Origin of the sequence: Mesobacillus subterraneus (genome assembly GCF_023715485.1) — a bacterium.
GTDB classification, from domain to species: domain Bacteria; phylum Bacillota; class Bacilli; order Bacillales; family Cytobacillaceae; genus Mesobacillus; species Mesobacillus subterraneus_B.
The window spans coordinates 22,213-47,772 of the sequence record NZ_JAMBOF010000014.1 but is presented as its reverse complement, the minus strand read 5'-3'; the positions used below and the strand labels follow the sequence as shown (position 1 = coordinate 47,772).

Genomic DNA, 25,560 nt, shown 5'->3' with positions numbered 1-25,560 from the left:
CACCCCTTATGTTATTTCAGTTATTAACCAAGGGTGTACTAGTATTTTCACTATCGACACCCATGATTTTAGTTTGTGTCGTTTTTTCAGATTCATTCTGTGATGTTCTTGATTGTGTTATTCTAATAATCCCGCTTTGATTAAATACTCCCTTGCTGTTTCCTCAGCAGATTTCCCTTCAACATTCACCTGGTAATTCATCTTCCGCATTTCGTCATCGTTGATTTTACCCGCCAGTTTGTTGAGGGCCTCTACAATTTCTGGATATCTTTCTGCTGTTTCTGCTCTAAGAAGAGGAGCTCCCTGATAAGGCGGGAATAAATTTTTATCATCTTCCAGTACGACTAAATTATATCGCTGCAGCTCACTGTCAGTTGAATATGCATCCACAAGGTTTATTTCACCATTTTTCATTGCACCATACCTTAGTTTCGGCTCCATTGTAATTAAGCTTGGAAGATTTAAACCATAGAGCTTTTGGATTCCCTTGTAACCATCCTCCCGATCGGAAAATTCAAGCGTGAACCCCGCTTTTAACTTAGATTCAATGGATTTCAAGTCAGAAATGGATTTAAGGTTATTTTCTTTAGCCAGCTGTTCAGGAACAGCTAAGGCATAGGTGTTGTTATAGTCCATTGGCTGAAGCATTTCCATAGCAAACTCTTTTCTCATCCCTTCTTTTGCCTGTTGGTATACTTCTTCCTGGTTTGTGCTGCCTGCAGTTTGTTTTAAAAATTCCGATATTGCCGTGCCAGTAAATTCAGGATATATATCAATATTGCCGTTTTCCAATGCAGTAAAAACAAAAGAGGTCTTCCCCAGCCCAGGCTTTAACTGAACAGTATGATCTGTTTCTTCTTCAATTAAGAGTTTATACATATTGATTAATATTTCAGGCTCGGATCCGAGTTTTCCGGCAATGACAATCTCTTCTTCATTTTTTCCTCCTAAGAACGGAATGAGCATCATTAGAAGTACTGCCATAGAAATCGTGCCAATCGTGAAAAGAGATTTCTTAAAGGAAACACGTTCGAATCTTCTAAGCACAAGGTCAAATAAGATGGCAAGCAATGCCGCGGGTATCGCACCAAGAACGATTAAAGCAGTATTATTCCTGTCAATCCCGAGGAGGATAAGATCCCCCAATCCTCCAGCTCCAATTAGAGCGGCAATCGTAGCTGTTCCGATGATCAAGACCATCGCCGTACGGATTCCAGCCATAATGACCGGCATAGCCAGAGGAAGTTCAACTTTCAGTAGACGACGCTTACTGTTCATACCCATAGCACGGGCTGCTTCGATTAACGATGGATCGACTTCATTGATTCCTGTATATGTATTTCTCAAAATCGGCAGCAGCGCATAGACCACAAGGGCAATGATTGCTGGGACTTTGCCAATCCCGAATAGAGGTATTAATAAACCAAGCAGTGCCAGCGACGGTATCGTTTGCAGAACAGCAGTAATTCCAATGACTCCTTCTGAGATCTGCTTCTTTCTTGTCAGGTAAATTCCCAGGGGAATTGCGATAAGGACGGCAAAGAACAAGGCAATAAAAGAAATTTGGATATGCTCCAGAAGGGCACTTAAAAGCTCATCTTTTCTTTCTAATAGTGTAGAAGTCAGGCTATTCATTTAATTTCCCCTCCATCTGACTGGATAAAATACGGATAAATCCCTGGCGGTTTAAAGTCCCGACTATTTCACCCATTTCTTTAACTGCCAGCTCGTCATGCTCGCTTAACAAACCAGCAATTTCCGACATAGAAGCATCTGTTGCTATCACGGGCATATTAGTTAGCTTTTCTGCAGCTTTTAACGGTATCATTCCTTCACGAACAGACACCCTTTTTTCTCTCCCCTGATCGATGCCCACAAACTCGCGGACAAAATCATTTGCAGGTTGATAAAGAAACTCATCAGGAGTCCCTGTTTGTACAATTCTGCCTTCCTTCATCAGACAAATCCTGTCACCGAGCTTTAACGCTTCCTTCATATCATGAGTTACAAAGACGATTGTTTTTTTTATGTCTTTTTGCAGAACGATGAGATCATCCTGCAGTTTTTCCCGGCTAATAGGATCTAGTGCGCTGAACGGCTCATCCATTAAAATAATTGGAGGGTTGGCTGCAAGTGCTCTGGCCACGCCAATTCTTTGTTGCTGCCCTCCGGATAATTCATGCGGCTTCCTTTTTCGGTAGGTTTTTGGATCCAGCCCGACCATGTGCAATAATTCATCTATTCGATGATTAATCTTTTGAGATTCCCATTTTTTCAATTCCGGGACCACTGCAATATTCTCTTCAATCGTCATATGCGGAAATAAAGCTATTTGCTGAAGCACATATCCAATATCCCAGCGCAGCTCATGAATATCATAGTCGCTGATTTTTATATCGCTAATTTTGATCGTTCCTTCTGTAAGAGGAATCAATCGATTAATCATTTTTAATGTAGTCGTTTTACCGGAGCCGCTTGGACCGATAAGAACAAGTAATTCTCCTTCGTTGATATGTAAATTAAACTCATTTACCGCATAAGTTCCATCTTTATATTTCTTCGACACATTTTCAAAGCTGATCATTGCTTCACCCCTAAATATTTCTGAATAGTCCTGAAATTTCTTGTACTTTTATTAAATGATTTTCTCTTATTTAGTTTCTACCCTTTATACAGTTTGAAAACCTAAACGATGGATTATCATACTTAAAAAGGATACTCTAATCATAGGCATTTTAAATTGATGAATACTGGAAGGGAATTAAAGATGATTGCAAAAACAGAAGAAGATTTTAACGGATTAAAAGAAATAGGAAGAATCGTAGCCTTGATCCGGGAGGAATTAGTTCAAAAGACAGCACCTGGGATTACAACGAAGGAACTTGATGAAATTGCGGGCACGTTGTTTGAGCAGCATGGAGCGATTTCTGCACCGAAGGGAGAATATAATTTCCCTGGATATACATGTATAAGTGTTAACGAAGAAGTGGCACATGGCATTCCGGGCAGCCGCGTAATCAAAGAAGGAGATATTGTTAATATCGATGTTTCCGGCTCCAAAAATGGATATTTTGCAGATACTGGAATCTCATTTGTCGTAGGCAAAGGAGATCCTATTTTGACCAAGATATGCGAAACAGCTGTCGAGGCCTTTGAAGAAGGTTTGAAAAAGGCGAAACCAGGCTCGAAGAAAAGCGGGCTTGGCAAAGCAGTTATGGCGACTGCGAGAAAGAACGGGCTAACTGTGATCAAGAATCTTACAGGACATGGGATCGGCCGTACGATTCATGAGGCGCCTGATCATATCTATAATTATAATGAACCATGGGATGACGAGCTTTTAAAAGATGGAATGGTCATTGCTTTCGAACCCTTCATCTCGACTCGGGAGGAAGAAGTTTTTCAAAATGAAAACGATGAATGGACATATGTCACAGAAAACAGCTTTGTTGCTCAATGTGAGCATACCATCATCCTAACTAAAAATGGACCGATTGTGATTACTTTATAAGGAAAGGATCTTTTCGTAAAGTTTGTTTTTTTAGTCTCTTGCGACATCGCAAGAGACTTTATTTTTGTATTAGAAATTTTAATAAGGTGTTTTCCTAAGGAATCGAAAAGATTCAAAGAATAAAAAACCCTAGAACCATAATGATTCTAAGGGCCTTGTGACAATCCGTTATTCTTCCACGGAATCTTCAACTTCTCCCATTTCATCTTCGGTTAAATTTTGGTCATCCTCGGTTGTACCCTCGGTAGGTTCGCCTTGCTCTTCAGTCGTGCCATCAGGGGCTGGAGGAGCTTGTTCTTCCTGTTCCATCACTGGGTCCTCTTCCGGCGGCGGCTCTTCTGTATTTCCACATCCAGCAAGCAACAGGCTAGTCCCTAAAGTGAATGAAATCATTAAATTTCTTTTCTTCATGTTGCCACTCCTTCCTGGTAAGAATCTACTTTTCTTATTGCCCAACTTTATTTTTATAAACGTTTTTTCATGGCACAAACACCCTTTTTAAAAAAGAAAATAATGGAATCCTCAAAAAAAGCTGCAAAACCACTGGGTTTGCAGCTTTCAACTTACTATCTCATTCGCAGATGTTGATTCATTGCCCTATTTCTTTTTTCCTATCCTTCTTCGTCATTTCGCTTCGGATCGTACCACCATTCATTGCTGCCTGATCTTTATTATTTGGATATTTATTTTTACGTTCGCGGTTATCGTTACGGTTCGTCATCACTGATCCCTCTTTCTTATTTTTTGCGGCTCTTGCCATTATTGATGTCCTTGTCATTGCCAAGTTCACCGTTAGTGCGGCCTTTTTCTTTTGCGATTTTTCCGCCTAATCTAACATTTGGCTGATTGATTTCTTTTCCATTCATATTTGTCACCCCCAGTATTTAAGATGCTCAAAAGTGGCAGTGAAATGTCATCGTACTCGACATTTCCGCATCTAAAATTCCTTTGGCCTGAAAATTTTATAAGTAAAGCAATTTATAATTGCACTCTTAAACTGTTATATAATATAATTATTTTAAATAATCTGTTATATAATAAAAAACCAGAGTAAATTTCAGGGAGAGAGGTAAAAAAATGAATAAAACAGACTCAATTGCACGAAGGATTTTAGGCTGGAAGCTGAATCGGTGGGACAGATGGTATGATTATGAGAAGGGTGTCTTTATTCAGGAAACTGATTTCCAGCCTGAACAAAACCTGGATCACGCGATGCTGATTGTTGAAAAGTTGGAGACATTCGGGTACAACTTCAGGTCTGCCGGGGATTCTGAGGTCTGGTTTAATGACATGCGTGCTAGTGGCGAAACCTTGGCACAGGCAATCACGAACGCAGCTTACTCAATTATTGAGAATAACTCAGTAGTTAACACAACTAATTTGTGGCGCAAGCTGTGCTAGTATCTAAGTAAAAACCTTTAGACAGCGATTGTGTTGGTTTAGGAACTTCTTCATACAAAACGAGCTTTGTATTGACCGATCGGCAACCTAAAAGAGCTGTAAAACCATCCGGTTTTACAGCTCTTTTTGATTCTATATCTATTCCTCTTCTACCGCTTGATCCTTCCCTGCAAGCCAAAATGCCGCGATGATTGATCCGATAATGACGATGAACGGTGCATAAAACATCATAAATTCACTCATTATTATACCTCCTATGCATGGTCATTCCTTTTGCCCTGGACATAGTCTTTATTGAATAAAAACAGCTTTAGCAGCAGGTACAGGGATGGAAGCAGGAGACCGAGCCCTGCGATGAACGCGATGATGAGGGCAATTGCCATTGCTTCGTTTGTAAAACTGTCGTAAATCGTTAAATACGGATAGAGCAGATATGGGTAATGAGAAATTCCATATGCGAAGAAGGCAATGAGGAATTGTCCCGTCAGCAGTCCAAATGCGACTCCATATGCTTTTCGCTTTCCGATCAGATAAACCGTTCCCGCAAATAAGATAAATGATAGAGCAAACATCCACCACAAATCGAATAACCTGCTGTAATGCTCTGGATTATGATCCTTAAGCTCAACGATAATTCCCGTTGCGGATACAATGGCAGGGACTGACCAAATTAATGCGTATTTCCGCAGCAGTTCTGTTGCCGGTTCGTCCTGCGCTTTATTCGCATACCAAGTTAAAAATACAGCTGATATATAAAGTACTGCCGCCAAGCTGAGAACGACGATACTCCATGTAAGCGGGCTTGTGAACAACGCCCAGTAATCCAATTCAATCCCTGTTTGCTTTTCATTTACAAAGCCGCCTTCAGAAATGGTCAGCACGATCGATAAGGAAGCGGGTATGAACAAGCCTGATAGCCCATATAGATACGTATATCTTCTATGCGTGAGCCCTCCATAGGTTGTAAAAGCATAGTAAGCGCCACGTATGGCGAGCAGAATTACGCCGATGCTTGCCGGCACAAGCAAAATCGTCCCATAATAGTAGGCAGTCTTTGGAAAGAATCCAACGATTCCTACAAAGAAAAATACAAGGAATACATTCGTCACTTCCCATACGGGCGATAAGTAGCGTTGGATGATCCGGGTCAGGATATGCTGCTTTCCTCGGAATAGGCTGTAGGCATTGAAAAAGCCTGCTCCAAAATCAATGGAGGCGACGATGACATAGCCAAACAGAAAGAACCAAAGAACCGAAACTCCGATAAGCTCTAATGTCATCTTAACTCACCTTCCTTCTCCAAATCCCTGTCAGCCAATTCTTGTTCCACTGTATTTTTCCTGTACATCCTCGTGAGAACAACAATGCTGCCTATTGCTAAGATCAGATATAAACCAGCAAAGAGAAGGAGCATTGTATCTACCTGTCCGCTGGTCGTGGCAGCTTCTTCTGTCCTCATGATGCCGCGAAGGATCCACGGCTGACGACCGACTTCAGCGAACCACCAGCCAAGTTCTATAGCGATCATCGACAGCGGGCCTCCGAATACGATGAGCCAATGATACAGTCTGGTTTTTACAAAACTCCATTTCAGCCAGACACCAACCACATAGACAAGTGATACTAAGGTCATCCACATTCCGATGGTTACCATGCCATCGAATAGATAATGAATATACAGCGGTGGAATATCTTCTTCCGGAAACTGATCGAGTCCGATTACTTCAGCGTTCGGGTTACTGTGCGCCAGTATACTGAGAGCGTAAGGAATTTTAATGGCATATTTCACTTCACCATCATCAAGGACACCATATAGCATTAAAGGCGCGCCTTCATGCGTTTCGAAATGCCATTCAGCTGCTGCCAGTTTTTCCGGCTGGTATTCTGCTAGATATTTGCCGGAAAAATCACCAATAACTGCGGTTGCGATTGAAAAAATCAAGCCTATTTTCATTGTTAAGAATAGTGCTTTTTTGTGGTATATGTGGTTCGATCCCTTTAGAATACGGTAAGCTCCAATCGATCCCAAAATAAATGCGGATGTCATATAGGCAGTCGAAAGTACATGCGCTACCTTCGTTGGCATAGCCGGATTGAACATTGCTAAAACCGGGTTAATATTCACAAGCTGTTCATTCACAAGATCAAAGCCTTGCGGGGCATTCATGAATGCATTAACGATTGTGATGAACACGGCTGAAAAGGATGCGCCAATGGCAACAGGAATCAGCAGAAGTAAATGCTTTTTCTGATTCTCAAATCGGTCCCAAGTATATAAATAAATGCCCAGAAAAATCGCTTCAAAGAAAAACGCAAATGTTTCCATGAACAGCGGGAGAGCAATCACATTGCCCGCCAGTTCCATAAAATTGGGCCACAACAATGATAGCTGCAATCCAATTGCCGTCCCTGTCACAACTCCAACCGCAACGGTAATGACAAAGCCTCGCGTCCATCTTCTAGCCATTAAAATATAATGTTCATCCTGCTTCTTGATTCCCAGCCACTGAGCGATCATGATCATCAGCGGAATCCCCACTCCGATGGTGGCATAAATAATATGGAAGGATAATGTAAGCTCCGTTAAGACACGGCTAAAAAAAACTGATTCTTCATTCCCCATTCTTCAATACCCCATTTCTATCCAGCAATAATTCTTCCGATAAAAGACAAACCCATGACCGCAGCCACAATAAAGGCCAGCCACATAAGCACTCTTTCTTGTTTTTTATACATAAAGTCACCTCGGTAGTTTGTTCAATAATTCACATTTTGGTGTGATCTAATCTTTTATACTATATAAATGTGAGAGAAATGTGATATGTAATCCATTTCGGAGTCTTTCATTTTCATTCCCGTTCTCACACCGGTTGAAACGGAAAAAACCGGGTATATTGTCAATGATTCCGTGCAGGTATTTCCAGCTTTTCTTTATATCTTTGAAAAAACCAGATAACAGCCGCAACCCATAGGCCGCTCGCTAGAAAGCCTCCGATAATATCACTTGGATAATGGACGCCTAAATAAACCCTGCTCAATCCAATCGCTAGAATCATAAAGGTGCTGAGGAGGATGACAGCGGTTCTCGCCATCACGGTTGGGACATGGCGCCAGAGCAGAAAAGCAAAGATGCTGTAAAAAGAAAAAGCATTCATCGCATGGCCGCTCGGAAAACTGTATCCCCCTATTTCAATCAGCCGGTTAAAGTCAGGACGGGCGCGATGAAAATACATTTTCAACAACCTGTTCAGAATCGGTGTAATATAAACAACAGACAGGAAAACAAGGATCTCTAGCCTATGTTTTAACACGTAAAAAAGAACTAGGAAAATTGGAATGGTCATGATGACGATAAATTTTAAGGAGCCAATATAGGTAAAGAATTTCATGGCCGCTGTCAGGCCCGCTGCTTCGAGCCCCTGCACCCTATCCATAACAACCCGGTCGAACATAACCAGATGTTCAGCCTTTACCAGATAAGACATAACGATAAAGCCGAATAACGAACCTAAAAAGGAGATTAAAAGCTGCAGATTAAACTTCACGAACCAGTTCCCTCCAGTGCTTTTTAAATCACCCTTACTATTCCCAGATCCGCTATTTTAAAAAGCCCTTTCATGATTACCTCATTATCAAGTTAGTAAAGTTCACAAAACAAACAAGAAGGAATGAACTCAATCATCCCCTCTTAAAATAACTGCCGGCCTCCCGACTGGATAATATTCAATTGTCCCACATGCCTTGAGGGCCGTTTCATCTAAACAGTTCCTGCCATCAAAGATGATTCTCTGCTTCATGACATTTAATAGAGCCTTGAGATCAAGCTGGGTGAACTCTTCCCACTCTGTGAGAATAAACAACGCATCTGCTTCTTTTGCTGCTTCTAACGCTGAATCATCATAGGTGATGACATCACCTATGACTTTCCTTGCATTGCTGGCTGCAACTGGGTCGTAGGCTGTAACTTCAGCACCTGCAGCAGTTAAAGCACGTGCAATTTTTATCGACGGCGCTTCCCTCATGTCATCCGTTTCTGGCTTGAATGAAAGTCCAAGCATGGCAATTTTCTTCCCCTTTATTTCACCGAAACGTTTCAGAGCCTTCCCCACAAGCAGCTCTTGCTGAAGATCATTGATTGAAATCGTCTCTTCTAATAAGGAAAATGGGACCCCACGTTCCCTGGATGTATGCAGCAGCGCTTTTACATCCTTGGGAAAACAGGATCCGCCATACCCTATTCCGGCATTTAAAAAGGCGGGTCCAATCCGCTTGTCGTAGCCCATCCCTTTCGCTACATCTTCCACGTCTGCTCCTGTGGCTTCACAAAGATTGGCGATTCCATTGATAAAGCTGATTTTCGTTGCCAAAAAAGCGTTAGAGGCGTATTTTATCATTTCTGCGCTTCTCACATCCGTCAATAAAAATGGGACGTTCAGCGGCCGGTACATCTCCTGGATTTTTTCAGAAGCATATTCATCTTCAGTGCCTATGATAATCCTGTCCGCTTTCAAGGTATCCTGGATGGCTGACCCTTGCCGCAGAAATTCTGGATTGGAGACCATTTTAATCTCAACGTTATTTTTTAATTGATTTAGTAACAGTTGATTAAAATAATCATTCGTGCCCACCGGCACCGTACTTTTTATGACGACAATACAATCCCTAACGATATGTTCAGCTAGGTCCTTTGCGGCCTGCTCAAGAAAGCTCAGGTCCGCCTGCCCATCATCACTCTGGGGTGTACCGACGGCAATGATGATCATGTCCGCTTTGCTTAATCCTTGCTGATGAGAGGTAGTGAATGCCAGTCTTCCTTCGGAGGAGTTTTTACTGAGAAGCTCTTCAAGTCCTGGTTCATAAATCGGGGACTTTCCTTGTTTGAGGGTATCTATTTTCCTTTCATCAACGTCTATGCAAACTACTTCGTGACCGATTTCAGCGAGGCAGACTCCAGTGGATAATCCTACATAACCCGTGCCAAGTATAGCGACCTTCATGTCAGTCACACTCTCTTTTCATGCCCGTCATCTCGTACACATCTTTTAAATACTGAATGACATCGTCCCTGGTATCTTCCCTTTGCAGCGCAAAGTCCACCGTTGCCTTGATGAAACCGATTTTATCCCCGATATCATATCGCTTGCCTTCGAATTTAAATGCCAATACTGCCTGCCGGGTATTCAGCTCATTGATGGCATCTGTCAGCTGCAGCTCTCCTCCTTGGCCGATGGGAAGCTCTTCTAGGACCTCAAAAATCTCCGGCCTTAATACATAGCGTCCCATAATCGCCAAATTCGAAGGAGCTTCTTCTCTGGTAGGCTTTTCTACCAATTTTTCAATATAAAACAAGTTGGGCTCGAAATTCGCTCCTTTTGGCTTGATGATGCCATATTTGCTGACCTCGTTATCCGCAACGCTTTGAATGGCTATGACCGAGCTATTGCAGTATTCAAATACCTTGATGATTTGCTTCAGGCAGGGTGTTTCCGACATCACGATATCATCGCCGAGCAATACCGCGAAAGGTTCATTGCCAATAAAGCTTTTGGCGCAAAGGATTGCGTGTCCCAGGCCAAGTGCCTCTTTTTGCCTTACATAATAGATATTTGCCAGACTGGATATACTCTGGACTTCTTCGAGAATATCGAGTTTATCCTTTCTGAGTAATGCATCCTCCAGTTCATAGGACTTATCAAAATGGTCCTCTATCGATCTTTTTCCTCTGCCGATGATGATAATGATTTCCTCGATCCCCGAGGCGACTGCTTCCTCTACAATATATTGGATGGTCGGCTTATCAACGATCGGCAGCATTTCCTTCGGCTGTGCCTTTGTTGCTGGTAAAAATCGTGTCCCGAGTCCGGCTGCCGGGATAATAGCTTTGCGGATTTTCATATACTGCCTCCCTTTAGAATTCCATAGTCTTATATATTCAAAAGGTCAAGCAACCGGCACGTTAAAGGCCTACCATTTAGAAAATAGACTATTAACATGAGGATTAACTAGATTCCTGTCTATCCATGAACCTTGATTTCCTTCATGCACTTTTTCAAATACTTCGTATCCACAATGTTCCTCCTTGCTATCTTTAAGTTCCACCTTATTTAATAAATTCGAGGTTGGCCAAAAACGTAAGGGCATGAATCTAGTAAAAGGAAAATGTGTGCCTGTCGAGATGTGGGAGGAGATGGATGACGGACAATAACTGCTCTTTTTGCTCCACTTCTGTCCGTCATGTCCCTGATGACGGACAGTTATTGCTCTTCTCGCTATATTTTTGTCCATCATGTCCTGGATACTGGGGGATATCTCATTCGGCTCTGGTACATTGTCGTCCAACGACAATGACTGGAGCTTTTTTTCTTTTTCCTGTAAAGGTAAAATAGATATGAAAGGAAGTGGACAGATGGCAAATTCAGCTGCAGGCTCTAATCAATCACATTTGACACAATATATCCCGCCTAAAGGCGTATACGAACATTTTGAAGATGAAGCTCATTATTTGGAAAAGGTAAAAGAATGGGGACTGAGCACCAAAAAGGAATTTTGGTACAAAGACAGGAACCAGCATTGTCTTGTCAGGATAAAGGGGTACGAAATATTCGGGGAAACAGCAGAATTCAATACCCTTGTCGTTGAATTCCAGGACGGGAACCTGTCTTGCATCCATCCAGCTTACTTGAAAGAAATGCAGTCATCCAGCTTCGGAAAAGAAATCATTGTTCAACCATCAACTGGCGAGAGCGAAGCAGTTGAAACGCAAGTCGTGAACACACAAGCTGCACCAGCAGCTGAGAAAGTGAAACCAGATAAACCAGCTAGAAAAACAAAAGAGAAGAAGGAAAAGGCACCCAAATTGGTGCTGCCAGAAGAAAAAGTTCATTTCATTGCGAAGGTAAAGCAATTCGCGCTGAGCTGGAATCATTTCAATGAAGACAACGATGAAGTCGTCGTGTTTGAAGATGTGAGAATTGAATCGGATGAGCCAATAGAGGTAGGACTTGCCTGGGGCTCCCATAGCAAAACACTGAAAAAACTTGAACTTGAACCAGGCCAGGAGCTGGAGTTTGATGGCAAGATCGTCAAGAAGAGCCTGCCAAAGGGCAAGGACGTGGAAGATGAAACTATGCTGCTGGATGTTTCGGTTGCCTATAAAATCAACAATCCATCAAAAATCGTAAAAAAATAAAAAAAATGGACTGGCGCGGGTGTTGCAGCCAGTCCATTTTTTCATTTTGAAAAGGTTTGGATAAATTGAATCAGCGCCGGTCCTAGCAAAACGATAAACAGGCTCGGGAAAATAAACAGGACGAGGGGAAACAACATTTTGACAGGTGCCTTCATTGCCTCCTCCTCCGCTCGCTGCCTTCTTCTTTCGCGGACTTCGTTGGACTGTACACGAAGGACCTGCACGAGGCCGATCCCAAGTTTTTCTGCCTGGAGGATGCTGCTGATAAAGGCGCGGACCTCCTCGACTTCCAACCTGTTTTTTATTCCTGAAAGAGCCTCTCTCCTTGTACGCCCAAGCCTCAGTTCTTCTAGGCTCCGGTGAAATTCAGCTGAAAGAACCCCATTCTTTTTTGATACGACCTTGCTGACAGCGGAATCAAAACCGAGGCCGGCTTCAAGACTGACCGTCAGCAGGTCAAGGATATCGGGAAGTTCCTTTAAGGCGCTTTTATTCCTGGCCTTTTTCTTGATGCTTAAATAATAATGGGGCAGAACTGTACCTACTGCCAGTCCGACAATGAAAAACAGGAAAATGCCCGAATACCCTGTCTTCAGCAAAGCACCATAGCCTCCAGCCAAAAGTGGAAAAAGCAAAGCCAGCGAGATTTGCAGCAGCCTAAAATCTACAGGTGTCATTCCAAAAGGACTTCCTGCCAGCTGAAGCTTCGTTTCGATTTTTGCTTCCTTTTCCCCTGGCATCCTTCTCTTAAAACTTTTTTTAAAATCGTTCATCAGCGGTTTGGCGATTCGATCATATAAAGTAGCACCGCTGTTCTTTTCTGCTGTAATTGCAGGCTCCTCTTTTACACCGCTGACGAAAGCAGACATCCGCTTTTTCATATGAGATGCCTTCTCTGCCCTCGTTAAATAGAGACCGTAAATCGAAAATGATATGGTTAAGAAAAATGTAAAGTATAGCATCCTTACACCTCGACCGACGTAATTTTCCGGATTAAAAAGAATCCAATCGTTCCAGAAACGAGTCCTGCAGCTATTAAGGCTATTCCAACCGGATGATTGAACAAGGTGCCGATATATTCTGGTTCTATTAAATAGAGGACAAAAGCCAGTATGATTGGCAATAGCCCTATAACAATCCCGGATAATCTGCCCTGTGCTGTCAGAGATGAAATCTGCCTGTGAATTTTTGTTCGCTCCCTGATCGTCTGGACAATTTTATCGAGCACGGTTGCGAGATTTCCGCCGACCTGGCGCTGAATCAAAATTGCCTGGATCATTAAATCCAAATCCTCACTCGGCATCCGATTCTTCAGGTCATTCAAGGAGTCTTCGAGACTGGCACCGTACTGCATTTCTTTAAGCACGCTTTCCATTTCTTCCTTAATTGGCGACCCAGCTTCCTCTGTAACTGCCTTCAAGGCCTGCTGGAAGCTGAATCCGGCTCTTAGGGATCCAACAATCGTAGAAATCATGTCAGGGAGTCCATCGTTGAACCTCACAACACGTTCCTTAATCTTCTTTTTCACATACCATCGCGGAAACAAAAGTCCGAGTAAAAAACCTGGGATCATCAGAATAATGTTCCCGAAAACCAAGAGCAAGAGAACCCCGGATATACCTGCAGCAAGCCATTTGAATAATATATACTCCTCTGGCTTTAGCGGAAGCCCTGATCTTCTCAGCAAAGTCTCCAGCTTTGAATTCTTCTCCTTGGTCAGCATGTTTTTCCGGACCTTTTGCTTTGTCATTTGATAGTAAACCATCAAATCGTATTGTTTTCTGTCCAACTTGGTTCCAGGACTGGCAAGATATTTTTCAATCCGCTTTTCAAGACGCTTGTCCGAGAGCAAAATCCTTTGAAAAATCGAGTAGAATAATAGAAAGGCTGACAGCATGAACAGTGCGGAAATACCATAAATCATTCTCCCCACTCCTCACTCTCGATGAAGACATTCGCCGGAATATGGATGCCCGAAGCTTCAAGCCGTTCATAAAACTTGGGGCGGACACCGGTAGGAACAAGATGCCCTATAATCTTTCCATCTTCATTTACACCCTGCTGTTTATATGAAAATATGTCTTGAAGCACAATGACATCACCTTCCATGCCTTGTACCTCAGTGATGCTCGTGATTTTTCTTGAGCCATCCTTCAATCGGGATTGCTGGATAATGACATCAATCGCCCCGGCAATCTGTTCACGGATCGCTTTTACCGGAAGCTCTACACCTGCCAGGAGCACCATTGTCTCAAGACGCGCGATCATATCCCTTGCACTGTTGGAGTGGCCTGTAGCAAGGGACCCATCATGGCCAGTATTCATCGCCTGCAGCATGTCTAGAGCTTCAGCGCCACGGACCTCCCCGATGACAACACGATCAGGCCTCATCCTTAGCGAGTTCCTAACCAGGTCCCTTATAGTGATAGATCCCTTCCCTTCAATATTCGGCGGCCTCGATTCAAGAGAAACGACATGGTCCTGGCCAAGCTGGAGTTCTGCAGCATCTTCAATCGTGATGATCCGCTCATCATGCGGAATGAAATTGGACAATACATTCAGCGTTGTCGTTTTTCCCGAACCTGTTCCACCAGATACGAATATATTCAGCCTTGCTTTTACACAGGCCTCCATGAAGATTGCCATTTCCTCACTCAGCGTTCCAAAGTTGACTAAATCCTCAATTTGAAAAGGATCCTTGGAGAATTTCCGGATCGTGATCGTTGGCCCATTCAGAGCAAGCGGAGGTATGATCGCATTTACACGAGAACCATCAGGAAGCCGCGCATCTACCATTGGGGAGCTTTCATCAATCCTTCTGCCAAGTGGAGCGACGATTTTTTCAATGATGCTCATGACATGTTCATCATCACGGAACATGATCGAGGTCAATTCAATTTTCCCTTTTCGTTCGCAATAAACCTGATCCGGACCGTTTACCATCACCTCACTGACCTCTTCATCCATCAGCAGTGGATTGATTGGCCCAAAACCAGTCAGGTCATTCATAAGTTCATCAACGACCTTTTTGCGATCAATGCTTCCTCGGAATTGCTCATCCTCTTTCATGATTTCAATTGCCATGGCATCAAGCTTTGGGATGATATCTTCTACAGGTGCATCTTTATATTCCTGAAGGATTTTTTTATGGATAAGGTTTTTCAGTTCCTGATGCTTATCTTGCTTTCTCTGGACTTCAGGGCTGACAGCTTCTTTTTTATGCGGCTCCCTGAAGACGGACCTGATGTCTACTTTCGGCTGCGGGACAGCCTGGACAGTGAGATCGTCCTGCAGGCCATCTGCTCCTTCAGCCTGTTGTGTCCTTTCCTGTATGCGATTCAGAAGGCTCATTGTTCTGTTCCTCCCTTCAAGCGTTTTCTGCCAAGTAATTTTGATAGGAAAGAAGGAGCTTTCGGTTCCTTGAATAATGTAATTTCACGGCGGCTCGTGATCCGTTCAGCCATCTTGAAAATCGCTTTTGCTACATCTGTCTTTCCCTGGTTTATCACAAAAGGAATACCTATATTCAGTGATTGTGAGCATGTCTGAAAATCATTCGGGATATAAATCGGATCCTCGTAACCTAGTATCCTCGCAGCATCCTCCGCCTGAATCACACTTTCCATGTTCGCCCTGTTCACTACCAGGGTTACTTTATTTCGGAGCTCGAGGATATCAAAGGTCTCAAGCATCAGTTTTGTATTTTTCAAGGCTGTCATCTCGAGATTCGCCATCACCATGAGCTGGTCAGCCTTTTCGGCGATATGTACAGTATGGTCACTTAGACCGACAGAAGTATCGACAACAACATAGTCATAATTCATCAGCATCAGGTCAAGGATTTTATCTACAGCTTCTTTCGTTACAAGGTCGGCATATTCAGGGCGCTCGGGTGCCGCCATGACCTTCACTCCGCTTTCGTGCCTTGACATATAGCCAGCAAGGCTGTGTTCATCAAGAGTATTGATTCCTTCAATCACTTCCTTGATTGTAAAAGCCGACTTCAGATCCATGGCGAGCCCTACATCGCCAAATTGATAGTCTCCGTCCAGGATTGCTACTGTAATGTTCTTCTTTACCAGAGCACCAGCCAGATTGACCGTCAGAATCGTGCGACCAATCCCGCCTTTTGCACTGCAAACGGCAATAAGCTCGCCGCGTCTGATCTTTGCCGGCTTCTTTTCATGTATTTGCAGTCCATCCGCGTTTTCCATGATTGATCACCCTCCATCTAATTCAATCTTGATCGCTGTCGCCCGCAGCTTCTTTTTCCGTTATAACTGGCCGCTTATGCAGCATGAAATGGATATTTCCCTGTTCAGCGGAATTGACAAGTTTGACTGCATCCTCAGGTGTGAGTTCCACCGTTACCGAGGAATATTCGGCATATGGCTCTTGAGTATCCTCTGGCAGAACCATTTTCCTGCCTACTGCCAGTACCCTTGCCTTTCCCAAAATGATTTTGGATTCGATTTTCGCCTCTGGTCCTTCACCCTTCTTTGAAAAAATGATATCAACTTCGTCTTCCGGTTCAATTAAGTTAGAAACTGATTGATTGAAATTTGAACCAACAGAAACTGCCCTGTATCCATCCCGGACTTTTCTGGAGACATAGATATGTTCAGTAGTCTGTGACCCAAGACGGTGGGAGAGCACCGGTTCTCCCGGTTCTATATCCGCATTCGCGAGTTTCCCATCTGCATCTTCCAGACTCTTTATTGAATTGGCATGAAGCGCTTTTTCCGGAACCATCGCCATCTGCAGCTTTTGGGATGTGATTTGTTCATTTTTCATGATTTTTTCTTTGGCAACGACAATCTCCACCAGATTGCTGTTCATCGCCCTTTCAGCCTTCACTTGATTCATATATTGAAAGAATAAAAACGTTGTTACGATCCCCATTACCAATGCAAGGACCAAAACTAGCTTTGATCGCATTTCTGCTCACCTACTCCGTTATTCGAATGCTGTATGCGCCTTTATAGACACCAGTTTTTGTTTCAAAACCCGTCCCCGCTCGTTTGATGAACATACCCTTGATTGAAGTGTCTTTGCTGTCCATTGGATCTGTTATATAAAAATAAGCAAATCCAGTGATCTTCACTTCCTTTACCTGATTGGTATCTATGCTATAGGGCTTATAAACAGGAACAAGGATAATCCTGGCACAGTCCCTTGTGTTAATATCCCTTGGGTATTCGGGGCAGGCGTCGACTTTTTCTTTCACAACTTCCCGAGTTTTACCGGCAATATTCCCTGTCTGAGTGGCAATAATATCTCCCACAGCCAATTCATTCTGATATCCATTGCGAAGATTTTCCTCATATGGACGGGCACCAGTATCTCCAAGTGCGAGAACGCCAAAATTACCGTATTCAACTCCACCGGTATCCACCTTCAATTGATACTCTTTATTGAATTCAAGAGGAATACTATCGTCTATCCCAAGCGGCGCCGCACCTTCAGCTCTTCCCATCGTCCTTAACTCAGCGGCTGAATGGGCTTCTACTTTGACGGTTTCCATCCCTAAAAGCTTTGAGAATGCGAGTGATACGGTTTTTGATAAATCGATGCCAATTTTCCTCTCCATCTCTATCGATATTTTTTCAACAGAAGATCCATCATTATGGGCAGCAACAACGCCGCGCGCCACCTCATCCACCTTTGCCTCACTGTTTGTCAGCTCCTGAGCCCCCGAAAGGACCGCTGCATTTGCCGTCTTTTGCAGCTCTGCCTTTGTCATGTAGACCATCCCGCCGTCTATTGCCAAACCAGCAATGCCGAGGATGACAAACATCGAAAGAGCCGCCAAAATGATGGTATTCCCTGATTCTTCCGCTAACCATCTTCTCGCCATTTTTTCCTCCTTACTCAACTCTGATCGTTGACTCCGTCTTAATCGACAAGGATGAAGAAAACAAGCTGGATACAAACGGAGTAAAAAATTGAAAAGGGTACTCCAGTTTCACTGTTACGTAGTCACCCGCATCACGGCTCGAATCTCCAGGTGAAATATTTATTTTCAGCTGATCGACTTCCTGAAGCTGAACGTAGTCCTTCGCAAAGGAAGTGATTTCTGTATCATTTTTTCCGAGCCCTCCCATTCTTACGGTTTCCTGTGCCGCCATGTGGAGATGGGCATACGAGTACATGATTCTTCCGAAGTCGAGAATGCCTACTAAAAGGAGGAGAAATACTGGCAGGATAAGGGCTGTTTCAACAAGTGACTGGCCTCGCTCATCACGCCTCATAATAGTCCTCCTCCATTTGGAAAAACAACAGCAGCGGCCGCTCCGATTGCGATGGCCACCCCATATGGATATGTAGCATTGAGCGATTCTTTATCAAATGCAATCGGTATTCTTAATCCGCTCCGCAATCCTCCCAAGAAGTTGCCTATCTGCTTGATCCTATTAAGGGCTCCTTTTCGGAAAAAGAGGACCAATATCGCAAGTATCCCTCCTGCCAGGGCCATGTACACTGCAGTAGTCAGTACAAACACTGTCCCTTTCAAACCACCGATAACAGCCAGCAGCTTCACATCTCCTGCACCCATTCCACCGAGAAAATAGGGAATCAGCAAAATAGAAAAACCCACTGCAAATCCAGCGAGAGTATTGCCTAAGCCCGCAATCCCTCCAGTAGCCATATTAAGTATCAAGCCAGCAAGCAAGAAGGGAAATAATACTTTGTTATAAATCTTCCGTTCCCTTATATCCGTTATTACACAAATTAACAATAACGTTATTAGGAATAAATCAACCACAATATTCCACCTCATTTCATTGAGGAGTTTTAAAAAAGCCCCACGTTTTTCAACGCGAGGCTCCTTCTGCCTGTACCTCAGATTAATGAATCTGTCTATTAAAGTTACCGTCAATTAATAAATTTTAAAAAATAATAGCTATATATGAAGACGATAATTAACTTTATTAATCAATTTTTAAGGAGTAGTATTAGTATTTCCAGTTGTTGCTCCTGTTACTGCAGTGACAACATTATTAAACATAGTTACAATTTGACCGCGAAGTGTTACCAATAATCCAACTACGGCTACTGCAATTACTCCAAGCACCAACCCATACTCCGTCATACCTTGTCCTTGTTCCTCTGTGAATAGTGCTTTCATTTTTGCTTTCATCGATTAAAACCCCTTTTCATTTAATAGTTTGATATTATGACCGACTTTCGTTCCGGTATTCCTGATCGTGCCTTCTGGAAGCTCGAAGACGGAATACGCACCTTTGCAGCGCTTTCCCATTTTCGCAGGCTCTAGTTGTTCGTCCGCGCCTACAATTTCATTGTTCTCGTTGATGTAAAGAACATCGATGGAATAGTTCATAAAAAAGGTATGGATGGACCGGCAGGGCTTTATGTAGAGACTGTGTCCTTCTGGCAGGCTGTTTGTCAGCATCAACCCTTTGAATCTGCTGAAAAAGGTATCTGCTACTTTCACATTCGCCGCCAACTCTTTGCCGTTCGATTGGTTCACAAGTCTCATTATCTTCACCTCCAACGTTACAAAAATAACCCCGCCTTTACCGAAAGGGGGGTTAAATGAACACACATATCATGTAATTCACCCTGATCTTTCGGTAGCTGGCTGGCTTAGCAATTGAATGCCGTAGCCCCTGTAGCTTTGCGTCGCTGGCTTTCACCAGGTTTGCCTTTATCGAGATTCAGTGTATATCCGACTGATCTCTTACCCACATAATAATTGGAAACAGCCTTTCTACAAAATCCATCATAATTCCTGATTTTTCAAAAAATTTCTGCGAGTCTTTTGGCACAGGAATATTCAACTACATATCCGATAAGTAGTTCTCCAAGACTAATTTTAGGAATTAACTAATCTTTCGTGTTATTAATAAAAAGAATACCAGGATTTTTTCTATATACTTTGGCATCTGTCAGCCTGCTCTTAATAGGCATATAGGTTTGTTTTTTATGAATTTTTCAGAGAAGTTAGGACAATTATCAGTGAAACCGAGGAAGTTTTTTATCAATCCACTGTTTAAAACCAGTCTTTCATGAAAAAAATTTGCAATTAATGCTTATAACCCTCATGCTAGAGAGGATAAACTACAACAAAGAAAAGGATAAGCAGGTGGAAAAAATGATTGAAATAAAAACTTCTACAATTAGTGACGGAGAATTCAATAGAGGGGTATTCGCCACTCGGGATATAGCAAAAGGCGAACTGATCCACGAAGCACCGGTTCTTTCTTACCCTAATGATCAGCATGTTCATATAGAAAAAACTGCTTTGGCAGACTATGCCTTCGAATATGGCATCAACCATTCTGCACTCCTTCTCGGATACGGAATGCTGTTCAACCATTCATATGAACCAAATGCAACCTATGATATCAATTTTGATAACCATACATTTGACTTTTACGCCTATCGCGACATTCGTGCCGGAGAAGAAATTGTCATAAACTACAATGGAGAAGTCGATAACAACGATCCTCTCTGGTTTAATGAAGAAAAGTAATGAAAATGCGGCTTCCTTTTTTTTAGGAAGCCGCATTTTATATTGTCTGCCCGGAATAAACCGAACAATCGAGTTCAACTATTACGGTTGTACCCTTGCCTTCTGTGCTGTCTATTTTCATCGAACCATTATGTTCCTGGATGATTTTATTGCTCACCGTCAGTCCGAGCCCAATTCCTTTATCCTTCGTTGTGTAAAAAGGCGTTCCCAAATAGCGAAGCCGATCAGATTCGATTCCAGTGCCCTCATCCGAGATACTGACCTGGACCTTGCCTTCATGATTTATCTCAATGCCGATCAGGATTTTACCGCCTTCAGGCATTGATTCTATAGCATTTTTCAAGAAGTTCAGGAACACTTGCTTCAGCTGGTGCGGATTGCATAACAACATGAGTTGATCGCCCGGATAGCTTGTAATGATTTGTACATTATGCATTATGGCCTGTGGATGGATGACTTTTATCGTACTGTCCAAAATGGACCGTAAGTCCTCTTTAACAAATTGCACTGCCTGAGGCTTGGCGAGCGACATGAACTCATTGACAATGACATCGATTCTGTCCAGCTCATTCATGATAATCGCTAAGTAATCCGCTTGCTTCTCCCTATTCTGACAAGTTTGCAATAATTTTGAAAAACCCTTTAAAGCTGTCAGCGGGTTGCGAATTTCATGGGCGACTCCTGCAGCCAGCTGGCCGGTTACCGACAGCCTGTCCAAGTTTCGGATGGTAGCATCATTTTTCACGCGTTCGGTTATATTCCTTCCTACACTGACAAAGGAATCAACTTCTTTATTTTCATTATAAATCGGTGAAATATTATACTCTGTATAAACTACTGACTCTTTATCAACTGTCCTGAATTTTTTCCTGAGAAGCTGCGGCTCACCCGTCGCAAGAATCTCCTGGAGCTTACAGTCAAGTATCGCCGATTCTTCCGCACACAAAAATTCATCTAAATTTCTTCCGATAATTTTATCAACAGATAGTCCAATTACTTTTTCATGTGAAGGGGAGGCATAGACAATCTTTTTATCCTTTGTGAAAACTTTAATCATATCAGTAGTGTTTTCGGTAATCAGCTCGTATAATTCACGCGTCCTGTGAAGTTCATTCTCCATCTGGATAATTTCAGTAATATCGCGATAGATTGCAATAATTGCGATGATTTCCCCTTGCTTATTGCGAAAAGGAGAATAAGACACCGCGATATCAAGTACCGAGCCATCCTTATGATAACGCTGGGTAATCATATTGCCGAACGTCATGCCATTCATGACGTCCTTAATAATATTCGGTACAAAATCCGGATTTGAAAACTCATAAAAAGTTCTGCCAATAAGGTCTTCCTCTGTATAGCCAAATATTTCCGTATACTTATGGTTGATCCTTACAAAGCGATTCTCCATATCGACAATAGCAAACCCGTCAGCCGTACAATTTAAAAATAAATCTAATAGCTCATCAGGATTATAGATTGTTTCGTCATCAGTTCCAAACAAGGGGAAACTATTACGCATAGAGATCTCTCCAAACTTGTCATTATCCTTACATAACCATTTTACAGAAAGTTATGATATTTCTAAAGGGATATTTTTAAAAGACCATTGTCTCTTTGGAAGACAATGGCCTTTTTGTAATCATGATATACCTTACTAATTATCTTCACCTGTTTACAAAGATAAGCGACGCTAAGACAGATATTTGATAACCTTTTTCACCGCTGCTTCTGCCTGATCGATACAACCAGGGATTCCCACGCCTTCAAATGATCCACCAGCAAGATAGACCCCCGGAAGCTCCTCATCAAGCTGTTGTTTAACCTTTGCCATTTTTTCCAAATGCCCAACCGTATACTGCGGCATGGATTTTCTCCATCGAGTCACGATATGAAACTTTGGTTTTGCCGTGATATTCATCGTTTTATTCAAATCTTTCAAAACAAGATCAACGATTTCTTCGTCAGACAAATCTACTGCTTCCTGGTCATCTGGCTTGCCAACATAGCAGCGGAGCAGGGCCATGTCCTCAGGGGAAGTTCCAGGCCATTTCTTATGAGTCCAGGTGCAGGCAGTGATCCGGAAGTCACTGTTCCGCGAAACAAGGAATCCGGTTCCATCAATATCTTTTTCAATCGCAGACTTCGGGAATGCCATCGCAACATTCGCGACAGAATTGGACGGCATATGTTCGAATGGCTCCATAAATGAATAATCTGAGAGCATTTTTTTGGCATGGAAATGTTCGGTCGCTATGACGACACTGTCTGCCTCTTCAATGGCTCCTGTGGAAAGCTTTATCTGATAGCCGTTTACGGTTTTCTCTACTTTTTCAACAGCTGTCCCTTTCAAAACTGTTCCTGCTTCAAGACGGTTTTCCACCTGGTGAACCAATTCCTCAAGTCCAGTTGATAGCGAAATGAACATTCCTTTTTTAGAAGGTGCCTTTTTGACAGTCTTCTGCGGCTTTGGCATTGACTTGTTCAAGCCAATTACCAGGCTGCGGTGCTTTTGTTCGATTTCATAAAAGTTAGGGAACAAGGCCATCAGGCTAAGCTCATCAATATCGCCAGCATAGATACCTGAAAGCAATGGGTCAATCATGTTATCTACAATTTCATTCCCAAGCCGCCTGCGGAAAAATGCTCCCAGTGACTGGTCTGCTGCCGGTTCCCCTTTTGGTAAAATGAAATCCGCAGCAGCCCGCAGTTTTCCAAGCGGTGAGAATAATCCCGAAAGTGCAAAAGGCGTCACCTTTGTCGGAATCCCCATAAAAGATCCTTCTGGCATGGTGTGCAGTTTTCCCCTTGCGTAAATATACGATTTGCCAGCAGTGTTGGAAATGATTTTATCCTGAAGGCCGACTTCCTCTATCAATCTCAAAGCACTCTTCTTCCTTGCTATGATCGAGTCCGGTCCCCTTTCAATGATAAAACCATCCCGCTTTGCCGTGCTGATCACGCCCCCGAGGCGGTCGCTCGCTTCAATCAATTTTATTTTTATCGGAAGTGCCTTCTCCTTTGCTTCCTTTTGGAGATAATATACTGTGGCCAGCCCGGTAATTCCGCCGCCGACTACGATGACCTTCTTCTCGCTCATTGCACTCACCTATTCTTTAAGTATTGTTTTCTACTATCCTTTATACTTGGTAATTTTGTTTGTGAATTTGTTAACATACTTAAAGTATAGCACTCGCAGGTTGTTGGCCGATGAATGCTTTTTAAACAAAATGTGAACTGATAAAAATGTCCACAGCATGAGAGAAAATATTGGAATAAAGAACCTTTTCTAGCGAACTACTGTGGATACAGAGGTAAACAATCACAAAAGAATCCGGAGAACCGGGATTTCACTAAATATTCATATCTCTTTTTCTATAGAAAACGTAAGTGACAATGGAAAGCGTGAGAATCAGGAGAGCCGACAGTCCAAGGTACAGGGAATCGAACCCGCCTTCATTCAATATATACTTCGCATCGTAATATTTAAATGGAGTGAAATATTTCAAGCCATCCAGCTTTTCGTTCAAATCAATTGCAATCGATAATATGAAGAGGAAGAGCAATATTCCTGTTGCCAGCGAAGTCGCCTTTTTAGCATTTTTATAAAAAGCTGCAATTGCTGTTCCAATGACTAAAAAAATCAGCTGGAGAATGAACATTCCGATCATCAGGGTGGTAACTTCCCCTGTTACATCGTCACCCTCCGCATACTTCCCTACCATTGCGACCGAGGAGGCGAATGTCACAAGATTAAAGATCAGGATATTCACCAATGCCGCCAATAGTTTGGAATTGATCATGCTGGTTCTGGAAATCGGTTTTACGAGCAGGAATTCCACCGTCTTGTCTCGCTCTTCCTTGGAAATGATATTCGCGCCAAGCATCGCCGCATCGATTGCCGCCATCACGGCCAGGTACAAAAACAGGACACCGAAGTATCCAATCGGTGAAGATAAATCTAGCGAACCAGTTCCCATGATGGCCTGCATCGATTTAGGCATATCAGCCATCAGCGCATTCATGGATTGCCCCGAACCCTCAAGACTTGAATACTTCCCCATTCCAGAGGCAACCATGAAGATGACACCAATGCTCCAGATCATAAGCGACTTCCTGTTTGCTTTCATCTCTCTTTTAAAGATATTCATGAATTCATCTCCTCCCTAAACGGAATGGACATCCTTTTTCGCATATAAATAATAGCTGGCTGCAACAGCTGCGATAATTAAAATAATCCCTGTGACCAGGAATGAATTTTCATAGCCTGTATTTTTCACGATATAGGCGGAATCAAAATAATAAAATGGTGTTAAATAACGCAACGCCTTGTCATCCGTGGTCGAACTGATCATTCCGAGCATGAAAAAGCCAAACACCGTTCCAAGGGAAACAGAGATGACCGATTTGATTTTTGGGAATATAACCGAGATGATGATCCCGAGCGCCAGAAACATGAGCTGGATAAAGAACAGCGTGATTGAGAGAAGGAAAAATACTTTTTTGCTAAACTCATCACCTGCTACAATCGATGCCATAACAAATGACAACATTATAAATACTATATTTGTGAGGATCAATGAAACCAATGCTGCCATGACTTTTGCGGTGACAACCTGTTTCCTAGTCACCGGTTTTGTCAGCAAGAAATCGGCCGTCTTCTCCCTTGATTCCTTCGATAAAATCGATGTTCCCAGATTCATAGCCTGAATGGCTCCGGCCAGCTTCAGATACAGGAAAGCATATGAATAAAAACCAAGCAAAGTCGCAATACTGTCGATGGAGAGCCCGATTGCTTTCCTCACTTCAACCGGGAAGCCTTCCAGCAGCTTCTTGAATTCTTCCGCATCCTTTGAAAACGAAGGAAACATTGATAGAAACAGGATCACCAAGGCTACAAGCGAAAGGGTCCAGACAATCGTCGATTTGCGGTATGCCTTTAATTCATGAAGGAACATATTCATG

The 25,560-nt window shown here is 42.8% G+C and carries 29 protein-coding genes and 1 riboswitch; of the genes, 4 read left to right on the top strand and 25 right to left on the bottom strand.

Annotated elements, in window-relative coordinates:
• Window positions 1-117: 117 nt before the first annotated feature.
• The gene (gene opuFB, locus M3204_RS18110) at window positions 118-1,635 is read right to left on the bottom strand and encodes an osmoprotectant update ABC transporter permease/substrate-binding subunit OpuFB (protein WP_251485360.1); all 1,518 of its coding nucleotides are present in this window, start codon (window positions 1,633-1,635) and stop codon (window positions 118-120) included.
• Window positions 1,628-2,584, bottom strand: a complete 957-nt coding sequence (locus tag M3204_RS18105; RefSeq protein WP_251485353.1) for an ABC transporter ATP-binding protein — start codon at window positions 2,582-2,584, stop codon at window positions 1,628-1,630. Before M3204_RS18105 ends, opuFB begins: the two co-directional genes overlap by 8 nt.
• A 183-nt stretch (window positions 2,585-2,767) precedes the next feature.
• On the opposite strand from M3204_RS18105, the gene map reads away from it, so the two are divergent.
• Window positions 2,768-3,511 (top strand): type I methionyl aminopeptidase, encoded by a 744-nt coding sequence (gene map, locus M3204_RS18100; protein WP_251485350.1) that lies wholly within the window; start codon window positions 2,768-2,770, stop codon window positions 3,509-3,511.
• Window positions 3,512-3,679: 168 nt separating this feature from the next.
• Here map and M3204_RS18095 read toward each other — a convergent pair whose 3' ends face one another.
• The 3 genes from M3204_RS18095 to M3204_RS23765 form a co-directional block, all read right to left on the bottom strand.
• Window positions 3,680-3,922, bottom strand: coding sequence for a hypothetical protein (locus M3204_RS18095; RefSeq protein WP_251485346.1), 243 nt, complete (start codon window positions 3,920-3,922; stop codon window positions 3,680-3,682).
• Window positions 3,923-4,100: 178 nt separating this feature from the next.
• Window positions 4,101-4,232: a hypothetical protein gene (locus M3204_RS23770; protein ID WP_285857053.1), complete on the bottom strand. Its 132-nt coding sequence runs from the start codon at window positions 4,230-4,232 to the stop codon at window positions 4,101-4,103.
• A 16-nt stretch (window positions 4,233-4,248) separates the two neighbouring features.
• Window positions 4,249-4,377 (bottom strand): hypothetical protein, encoded by a 129-nt coding sequence (locus M3204_RS23765; RefSeq protein WP_285857054.1) that lies wholly within the window; start codon window positions 4,375-4,377, stop codon window positions 4,249-4,251.
• 211 nt (window positions 4,378-4,588) lie between these two features.
• Between M3204_RS23765 and M3204_RS18090 the strand changes: the two genes are divergently transcribed.
• Complete coding sequence (locus M3204_RS18090) at window positions 4,589-4,912, top strand: BC1872 family protein (protein ID WP_251485344.1); 324 nt, start codon at window positions 4,589-4,591, stop codon at window positions 4,910-4,912.
• A 138-nt stretch (window positions 4,913-5,050) separates the two neighbouring features.
• Here the strand turns inward: M3204_RS18090 and cydS are convergent, their stop codons facing one another.
• The 6 genes from cydS to galU all read right to left on the bottom strand — a co-directional run bounded on the left by cydS (window position 5,051) and on the right by galU (window position 10,807).
• Window positions 5,051-5,155 (bottom strand): cytochrome bd oxidase small subunit CydS, encoded by a 105-nt coding sequence (gene cydS / locus M3204_RS23995; RefSeq protein WP_435367734.1) that lies wholly within the window; start codon window positions 5,153-5,155, stop codon window positions 5,051-5,053.
• An 11-nt stretch (window positions 5,156-5,166) separates the two neighbouring features.
• Window positions 5,167-6,192 (bottom strand): cytochrome d ubiquinol oxidase subunit II, encoded by a 1,026-nt coding sequence (locus M3204_RS18085; protein ID WP_251485341.1) that lies wholly within the window; start codon window positions 6,190-6,192, stop codon window positions 5,167-5,169.
• The gene (locus M3204_RS18080; protein ID WP_251485316.1) at window positions 6,189-7,535 is read right to left on the bottom strand and encodes a cytochrome ubiquinol oxidase subunit I; all 1,347 of its coding nucleotides are present in this window, start codon (window positions 7,533-7,535) and stop codon (window positions 6,189-6,191) included. Before M3204_RS18080 ends, M3204_RS18085 begins: the two co-directional genes overlap by 4 nt.
• Window positions 7,536-7,809: 274 nt before the next feature.
• Complete coding sequence (locus M3204_RS18075; protein ID WP_251485313.1) at window positions 7,810-8,457, bottom strand: phosphatase PAP2 family protein; 648 nt, start codon at window positions 8,455-8,457, stop codon at window positions 7,810-7,812.
• A 129-nt stretch (window positions 8,458-8,586) separates the two neighbouring features.
• Window positions 8,587-9,909 carry a UDP-glucose dehydrogenase family protein gene (locus tag M3204_RS18070; protein WP_251485309.1) on the bottom strand — a complete coding sequence of 441 codons (1,323 nt, stop codon included), beginning with the start codon at window positions 9,907-9,909 and terminating at the stop codon, window positions 8,587-8,589.
• A gap of 1 nt (window position 9,910) precedes the next feature.
• Complete coding sequence (galU, locus tag M3204_RS18065; protein WP_251485306.1) at window positions 9,911-10,807, bottom strand: UTP--glucose-1-phosphate uridylyltransferase GalU; 897 nt, start codon at window positions 10,805-10,807, stop codon at window positions 9,911-9,913.
• A 511-nt stretch (window positions 10,808-11,318) separates the two neighbouring features.
• On the opposite strand from galU, the gene M3204_RS18060 reads away from it, so the two are divergent.
• Window positions 11,319-12,101 (top strand): hypothetical protein, encoded by a 783-nt coding sequence (locus M3204_RS18060; protein ID WP_251485304.1) that lies wholly within the window; start codon window positions 11,319-11,321, stop codon window positions 12,099-12,101.
• A 41-nt stretch (window positions 12,102-12,142) separates the two neighbouring features.
• Here M3204_RS18060 and M3204_RS18055 read toward each other — a convergent pair whose 3' ends face one another.
• The 10 genes from M3204_RS18055 to M3204_RS18010 form a co-directional block, all read right to left on the bottom strand.
• Entirely contained in the window at window positions 12,143-12,982 is an 840-nt protein-coding gene (locus tag M3204_RS18055; RefSeq protein ID WP_251485301.1) for a type II secretion system F family protein, read from the bottom strand.
• An 83-nt stretch (window positions 12,983-13,065) separates the two neighbouring features.
• On the bottom strand, window positions 13,066-14,025 hold the full coding sequence (locus tag M3204_RS18050; RefSeq protein ID WP_251485298.1) for a type II secretion system F family protein: 960 nt from the start codon (window positions 14,023-14,025) through the stop codon (window positions 13,066-13,068).
• Complete coding sequence (locus tag M3204_RS18045) at window positions 14,022-15,452, bottom strand: CpaF family protein (RefSeq protein WP_251485286.1); 1,431 nt, start codon at window positions 15,450-15,452, stop codon at window positions 14,022-14,024. Before M3204_RS18045 ends, M3204_RS18050 begins: the two co-directional genes overlap by 4 nt.
• On the bottom strand, window positions 15,449-16,315 hold the full coding sequence (locus tag M3204_RS18040; protein ID WP_251485283.1) for an AAA family ATPase: 867 nt from the start codon (window positions 16,313-16,315) through the stop codon (window positions 15,449-15,451). Before M3204_RS18040 ends, M3204_RS18045 begins: the two co-directional genes overlap by 4 nt.
• A 22-nt stretch (window positions 16,316-16,337) precedes the next feature.
• The gene (gene cpaB, locus M3204_RS18035; RefSeq protein WP_251485281.1) at window positions 16,338-17,039 is read right to left on the bottom strand and encodes a Flp pilus assembly protein CpaB; all 702 of its coding nucleotides are present in this window, start codon (window positions 17,037-17,039) and stop codon (window positions 16,338-16,340) included.
• Between the two features lie 10 nt (window positions 17,040-17,049).
• Window positions 17,050-17,958 carry a pilus assembly protein TadG-related protein gene (locus M3204_RS18030; protein WP_251485279.1) on the bottom strand — a complete coding sequence of 303 codons (909 nt, stop codon included), beginning with the start codon at window positions 17,956-17,958 and terminating at the stop codon, window positions 17,050-17,052.
• A gap of 10 nt (window positions 17,959-17,968) precedes the next feature.
• Window positions 17,969-18,352, bottom strand: a complete 384-nt coding sequence (locus M3204_RS18025) for a TadE/TadG family type IV pilus assembly protein (protein ID WP_251485277.1) — start codon at window positions 18,350-18,352, stop codon at window positions 17,969-17,971.
• Entirely contained in the window at window positions 18,349-18,867 is a 519-nt protein-coding gene (locus tag M3204_RS18020; protein WP_251485269.1) for an A24 family peptidase, read from the bottom strand. The genes M3204_RS18025 and M3204_RS18020 overlap by 4 nt, the downstream gene beginning before the upstream one ends.
• A 177-nt stretch (window positions 18,868-19,044) precedes the next feature.
• Window positions 19,045-19,242: a Flp family type IVb pilin gene (locus M3204_RS18015; protein ID WP_251485259.1), complete on the bottom strand. Its 198-nt coding sequence runs from the start codon at window positions 19,240-19,242 to the stop codon at window positions 19,045-19,047.
• Between the two features lie 3 nt (window positions 19,243-19,245).
• Window positions 19,246-19,602, bottom strand: a complete 357-nt coding sequence (locus M3204_RS18010; RefSeq protein ID WP_251485257.1) for a DUF192 domain-containing protein — start codon at window positions 19,600-19,602, stop codon at window positions 19,246-19,248.
• 90 nt (window positions 19,603-19,692) lie between these two features.
• A riboswitch (cyclic di-GMP riboswitch) is annotated at window positions 19,693-19,779 on the bottom strand.
• 438 nt (window positions 19,780-20,217) lie between these two features.
• Between M3204_RS18010 and M3204_RS18005 the strand changes: the two genes are divergently transcribed.
• Entirely contained in the window at window positions 20,218-20,598 is a 381-nt protein-coding gene (locus tag M3204_RS18005) for an SET domain-containing protein (protein WP_251485254.1), read from the top strand.
• 37 nt (window positions 20,599-20,635) lie between these two features.
• On the opposite strand, the gene M3204_RS18000 is transcribed toward M3204_RS18005, so the two are convergent.
• From M3204_RS18000 to M3204_RS17985, 4 genes are all read right to left on the bottom strand, one after another.
• Window positions 20,636-22,117, bottom strand: a complete 1,482-nt coding sequence (locus M3204_RS18000; protein ID WP_251485252.1) for a PAS domain-containing sensor histidine kinase — start codon at window positions 22,115-22,117, stop codon at window positions 20,636-20,638.
• Window positions 22,118-22,288: 171 nt separating this feature from the next.
• A complete protein-coding gene (gene hemY / locus M3204_RS17995) occupies window positions 22,289-23,695 on the bottom strand; it encodes a protoporphyrinogen oxidase (RefSeq protein ID WP_251485249.1) in 1,407 nt (468 codons plus the stop codon).
• A gap of 253 nt (window positions 23,696-23,948) precedes the next feature.
• Window positions 23,949-24,746, bottom strand: a complete 798-nt coding sequence (locus tag M3204_RS17990) for an ABC transporter permease subunit (protein ID WP_251485247.1) — start codon at window positions 24,744-24,746, stop codon at window positions 23,949-23,951.
• Between the two features lie 15 nt (window positions 24,747-24,761).
• A complete protein-coding gene (locus M3204_RS17985; RefSeq protein ID WP_251485244.1) occupies window positions 24,762-25,559 on the bottom strand; it encodes an ABC transporter permease subunit in 798 nt (265 codons plus the stop codon).
• Window position 25,560 lies beyond the last annotated feature (1 nt).

Excerpts from the sequence above, each read along its gene's own strand:
- opuFB (WP_251485360.1), bottom strand. The coding sequence starts at position 1,635 with ATGAATAGCCTGACTTCTACACTATTAGAAAGAAAAGATGAGCTTTTA.
- M3204_RS18105 (WP_251485353.1), bottom strand. The coding sequence starts at position 2,584 with ATGATCAGCTTTGAAAATGTGTCGAAGAAATATAAAGATGGAACTTAT.
- map (WP_251485350.1), top strand. The coding sequence starts at position 2,768 with ATGATTGCAAAAACAGAAGAAGATTTTAACGGATTAAAAGAAATAGGA.
- M3204_RS18095 (WP_251485346.1), bottom strand. The coding sequence starts at position 3,922 with ATGAAGAAAAGAAATTTAATGATTTCATTCACTTTAGGGACTAGCCTG.
- M3204_RS23770 (WP_285857053.1), bottom strand. The coding sequence starts at position 4,232 with ATGACGAACCGTAACGATAACCGCGAACGTAAAAATAAATATCCAAAT.
- M3204_RS23765 (WP_285857054.1), bottom strand. The coding sequence starts at position 4,377 with ATGAATGGAAAAGAAATCAATCAGCCAAATGTTAGATTAGGCGGAAAA.
- M3204_RS18090 (WP_251485344.1), top strand. The coding sequence starts at position 4,589 with ATGAATAAAACAGACTCAATTGCACGAAGGATTTTAGGCTGGAAGCTG.
- cydS (WP_435367734.1), bottom strand. The coding sequence starts at position 5,155 with ATGAGTGAATTTATGATGTTTTATGCACCGTTCATCGTCATTATCGGA.
- M3204_RS18085 (WP_251485341.1), bottom strand. The coding sequence starts at position 6,192 with ATGACATTAGAGCTTATCGGAGTTTCGGTTCTTTGGTTCTTTCTGTTT.
- M3204_RS18080 (WP_251485316.1), bottom strand. The coding sequence starts at position 7,535 with ATGGGGAATGAAGAATCAGTTTTTTTTAGCCGTGTCTTAACGGAGCTT.
- M3204_RS18070 (WP_251485309.1), bottom strand. The coding sequence starts at position 9,909 with ATGAAGGTCGCTATACTTGGCACGGGTTATGTAGGATTATCCACTGGA.
- galU (WP_251485306.1), bottom strand. The coding sequence starts at position 10,807 with ATGAAAATCCGCAAAGCTATTATCCCGGCAGCCGGACTCGGGACACGA.
- M3204_RS18060 (WP_251485304.1), top strand. The coding sequence starts at position 11,319 with ATGGCAAATTCAGCTGCAGGCTCTAATCAATCACATTTGACACAATAT.
- M3204_RS18055 (WP_251485301.1), bottom strand. The coding sequence starts at position 12,982 with ATGAAAAAGCGGATGTCTGCTTTCGTCAGCGGTGTAAAAGAGGAGCCT.
- M3204_RS18050 (WP_251485298.1), bottom strand. The coding sequence starts at position 14,025 with ATGATTTATGGTATTTCCGCACTGTTCATGCTGTCAGCCTTTCTATTA.
- M3204_RS18045 (WP_251485286.1), bottom strand. The coding sequence starts at position 15,452 with ATGAGCCTTCTGAATCGCATACAGGAAAGGACACAACAGGCTGAAGGA.
- M3204_RS18040 (WP_251485283.1), bottom strand. The coding sequence starts at position 16,315 with ATGGAAAACGCGGATGGACTGCAAATACATGAAAAGAAGCCGGCAAAG.
- cpaB (WP_251485281.1), bottom strand. The coding sequence starts at position 17,039 with ATGCGATCAAAGCTAGTTTTGGTCCTTGCATTGGTAATGGGGATCGTA.
- M3204_RS18030 (WP_251485279.1), bottom strand. The coding sequence starts at position 17,958 with ATGGCGAGAAGATGGTTAGCGGAAGAATCAGGGAATACCATCATTTTG.
- M3204_RS18025 (WP_251485277.1), bottom strand. The coding sequence starts at position 18,352 with ATGAGGCGTGATGAGCGAGGCCAGTCACTTGTTGAAACAGCCCTTATC.
- M3204_RS18015 (WP_251485259.1), bottom strand. The coding sequence starts at position 19,242 with ATGAAAGCAAAAATGAAAGCACTATTCACAGAGGAACAAGGACAAGGT.
- M3204_RS18010 (WP_251485257.1), bottom strand. The coding sequence starts at position 19,602 with ATGAGACTTGTGAACCAATCGAACGGCAAAGAGTTGGCGGCGAATGTG.
- M3204_RS18005 (WP_251485254.1), top strand. The coding sequence starts at position 20,218 with ATGATTGAAATAAAAACTTCTACAATTAGTGACGGAGAATTCAATAGA.
- M3204_RS18000 (WP_251485252.1), bottom strand. The coding sequence starts at position 22,117 with ATGCGTAATAGTTTCCCCTTGTTTGGAACTGATGACGAAACAATCTAT.
- hemY (WP_251485249.1), bottom strand. The coding sequence starts at position 23,695 with ATGAGCGAGAAGAAGGTCATCGTAGTCGGCGGCGGAATTACCGGGCTG.
- M3204_RS17990 (WP_251485247.1), bottom strand. The coding sequence starts at position 24,746 with ATGAATATCTTTAAAAGAGAGATGAAAGCAAACAGGAAGTCGCTTATG.
- M3204_RS17985 (WP_251485244.1), bottom strand. The coding sequence starts at position 25,559 with ATGAATATGTTCCTTCATGAATTAAAGGCATACCGCAAATCGACGATT.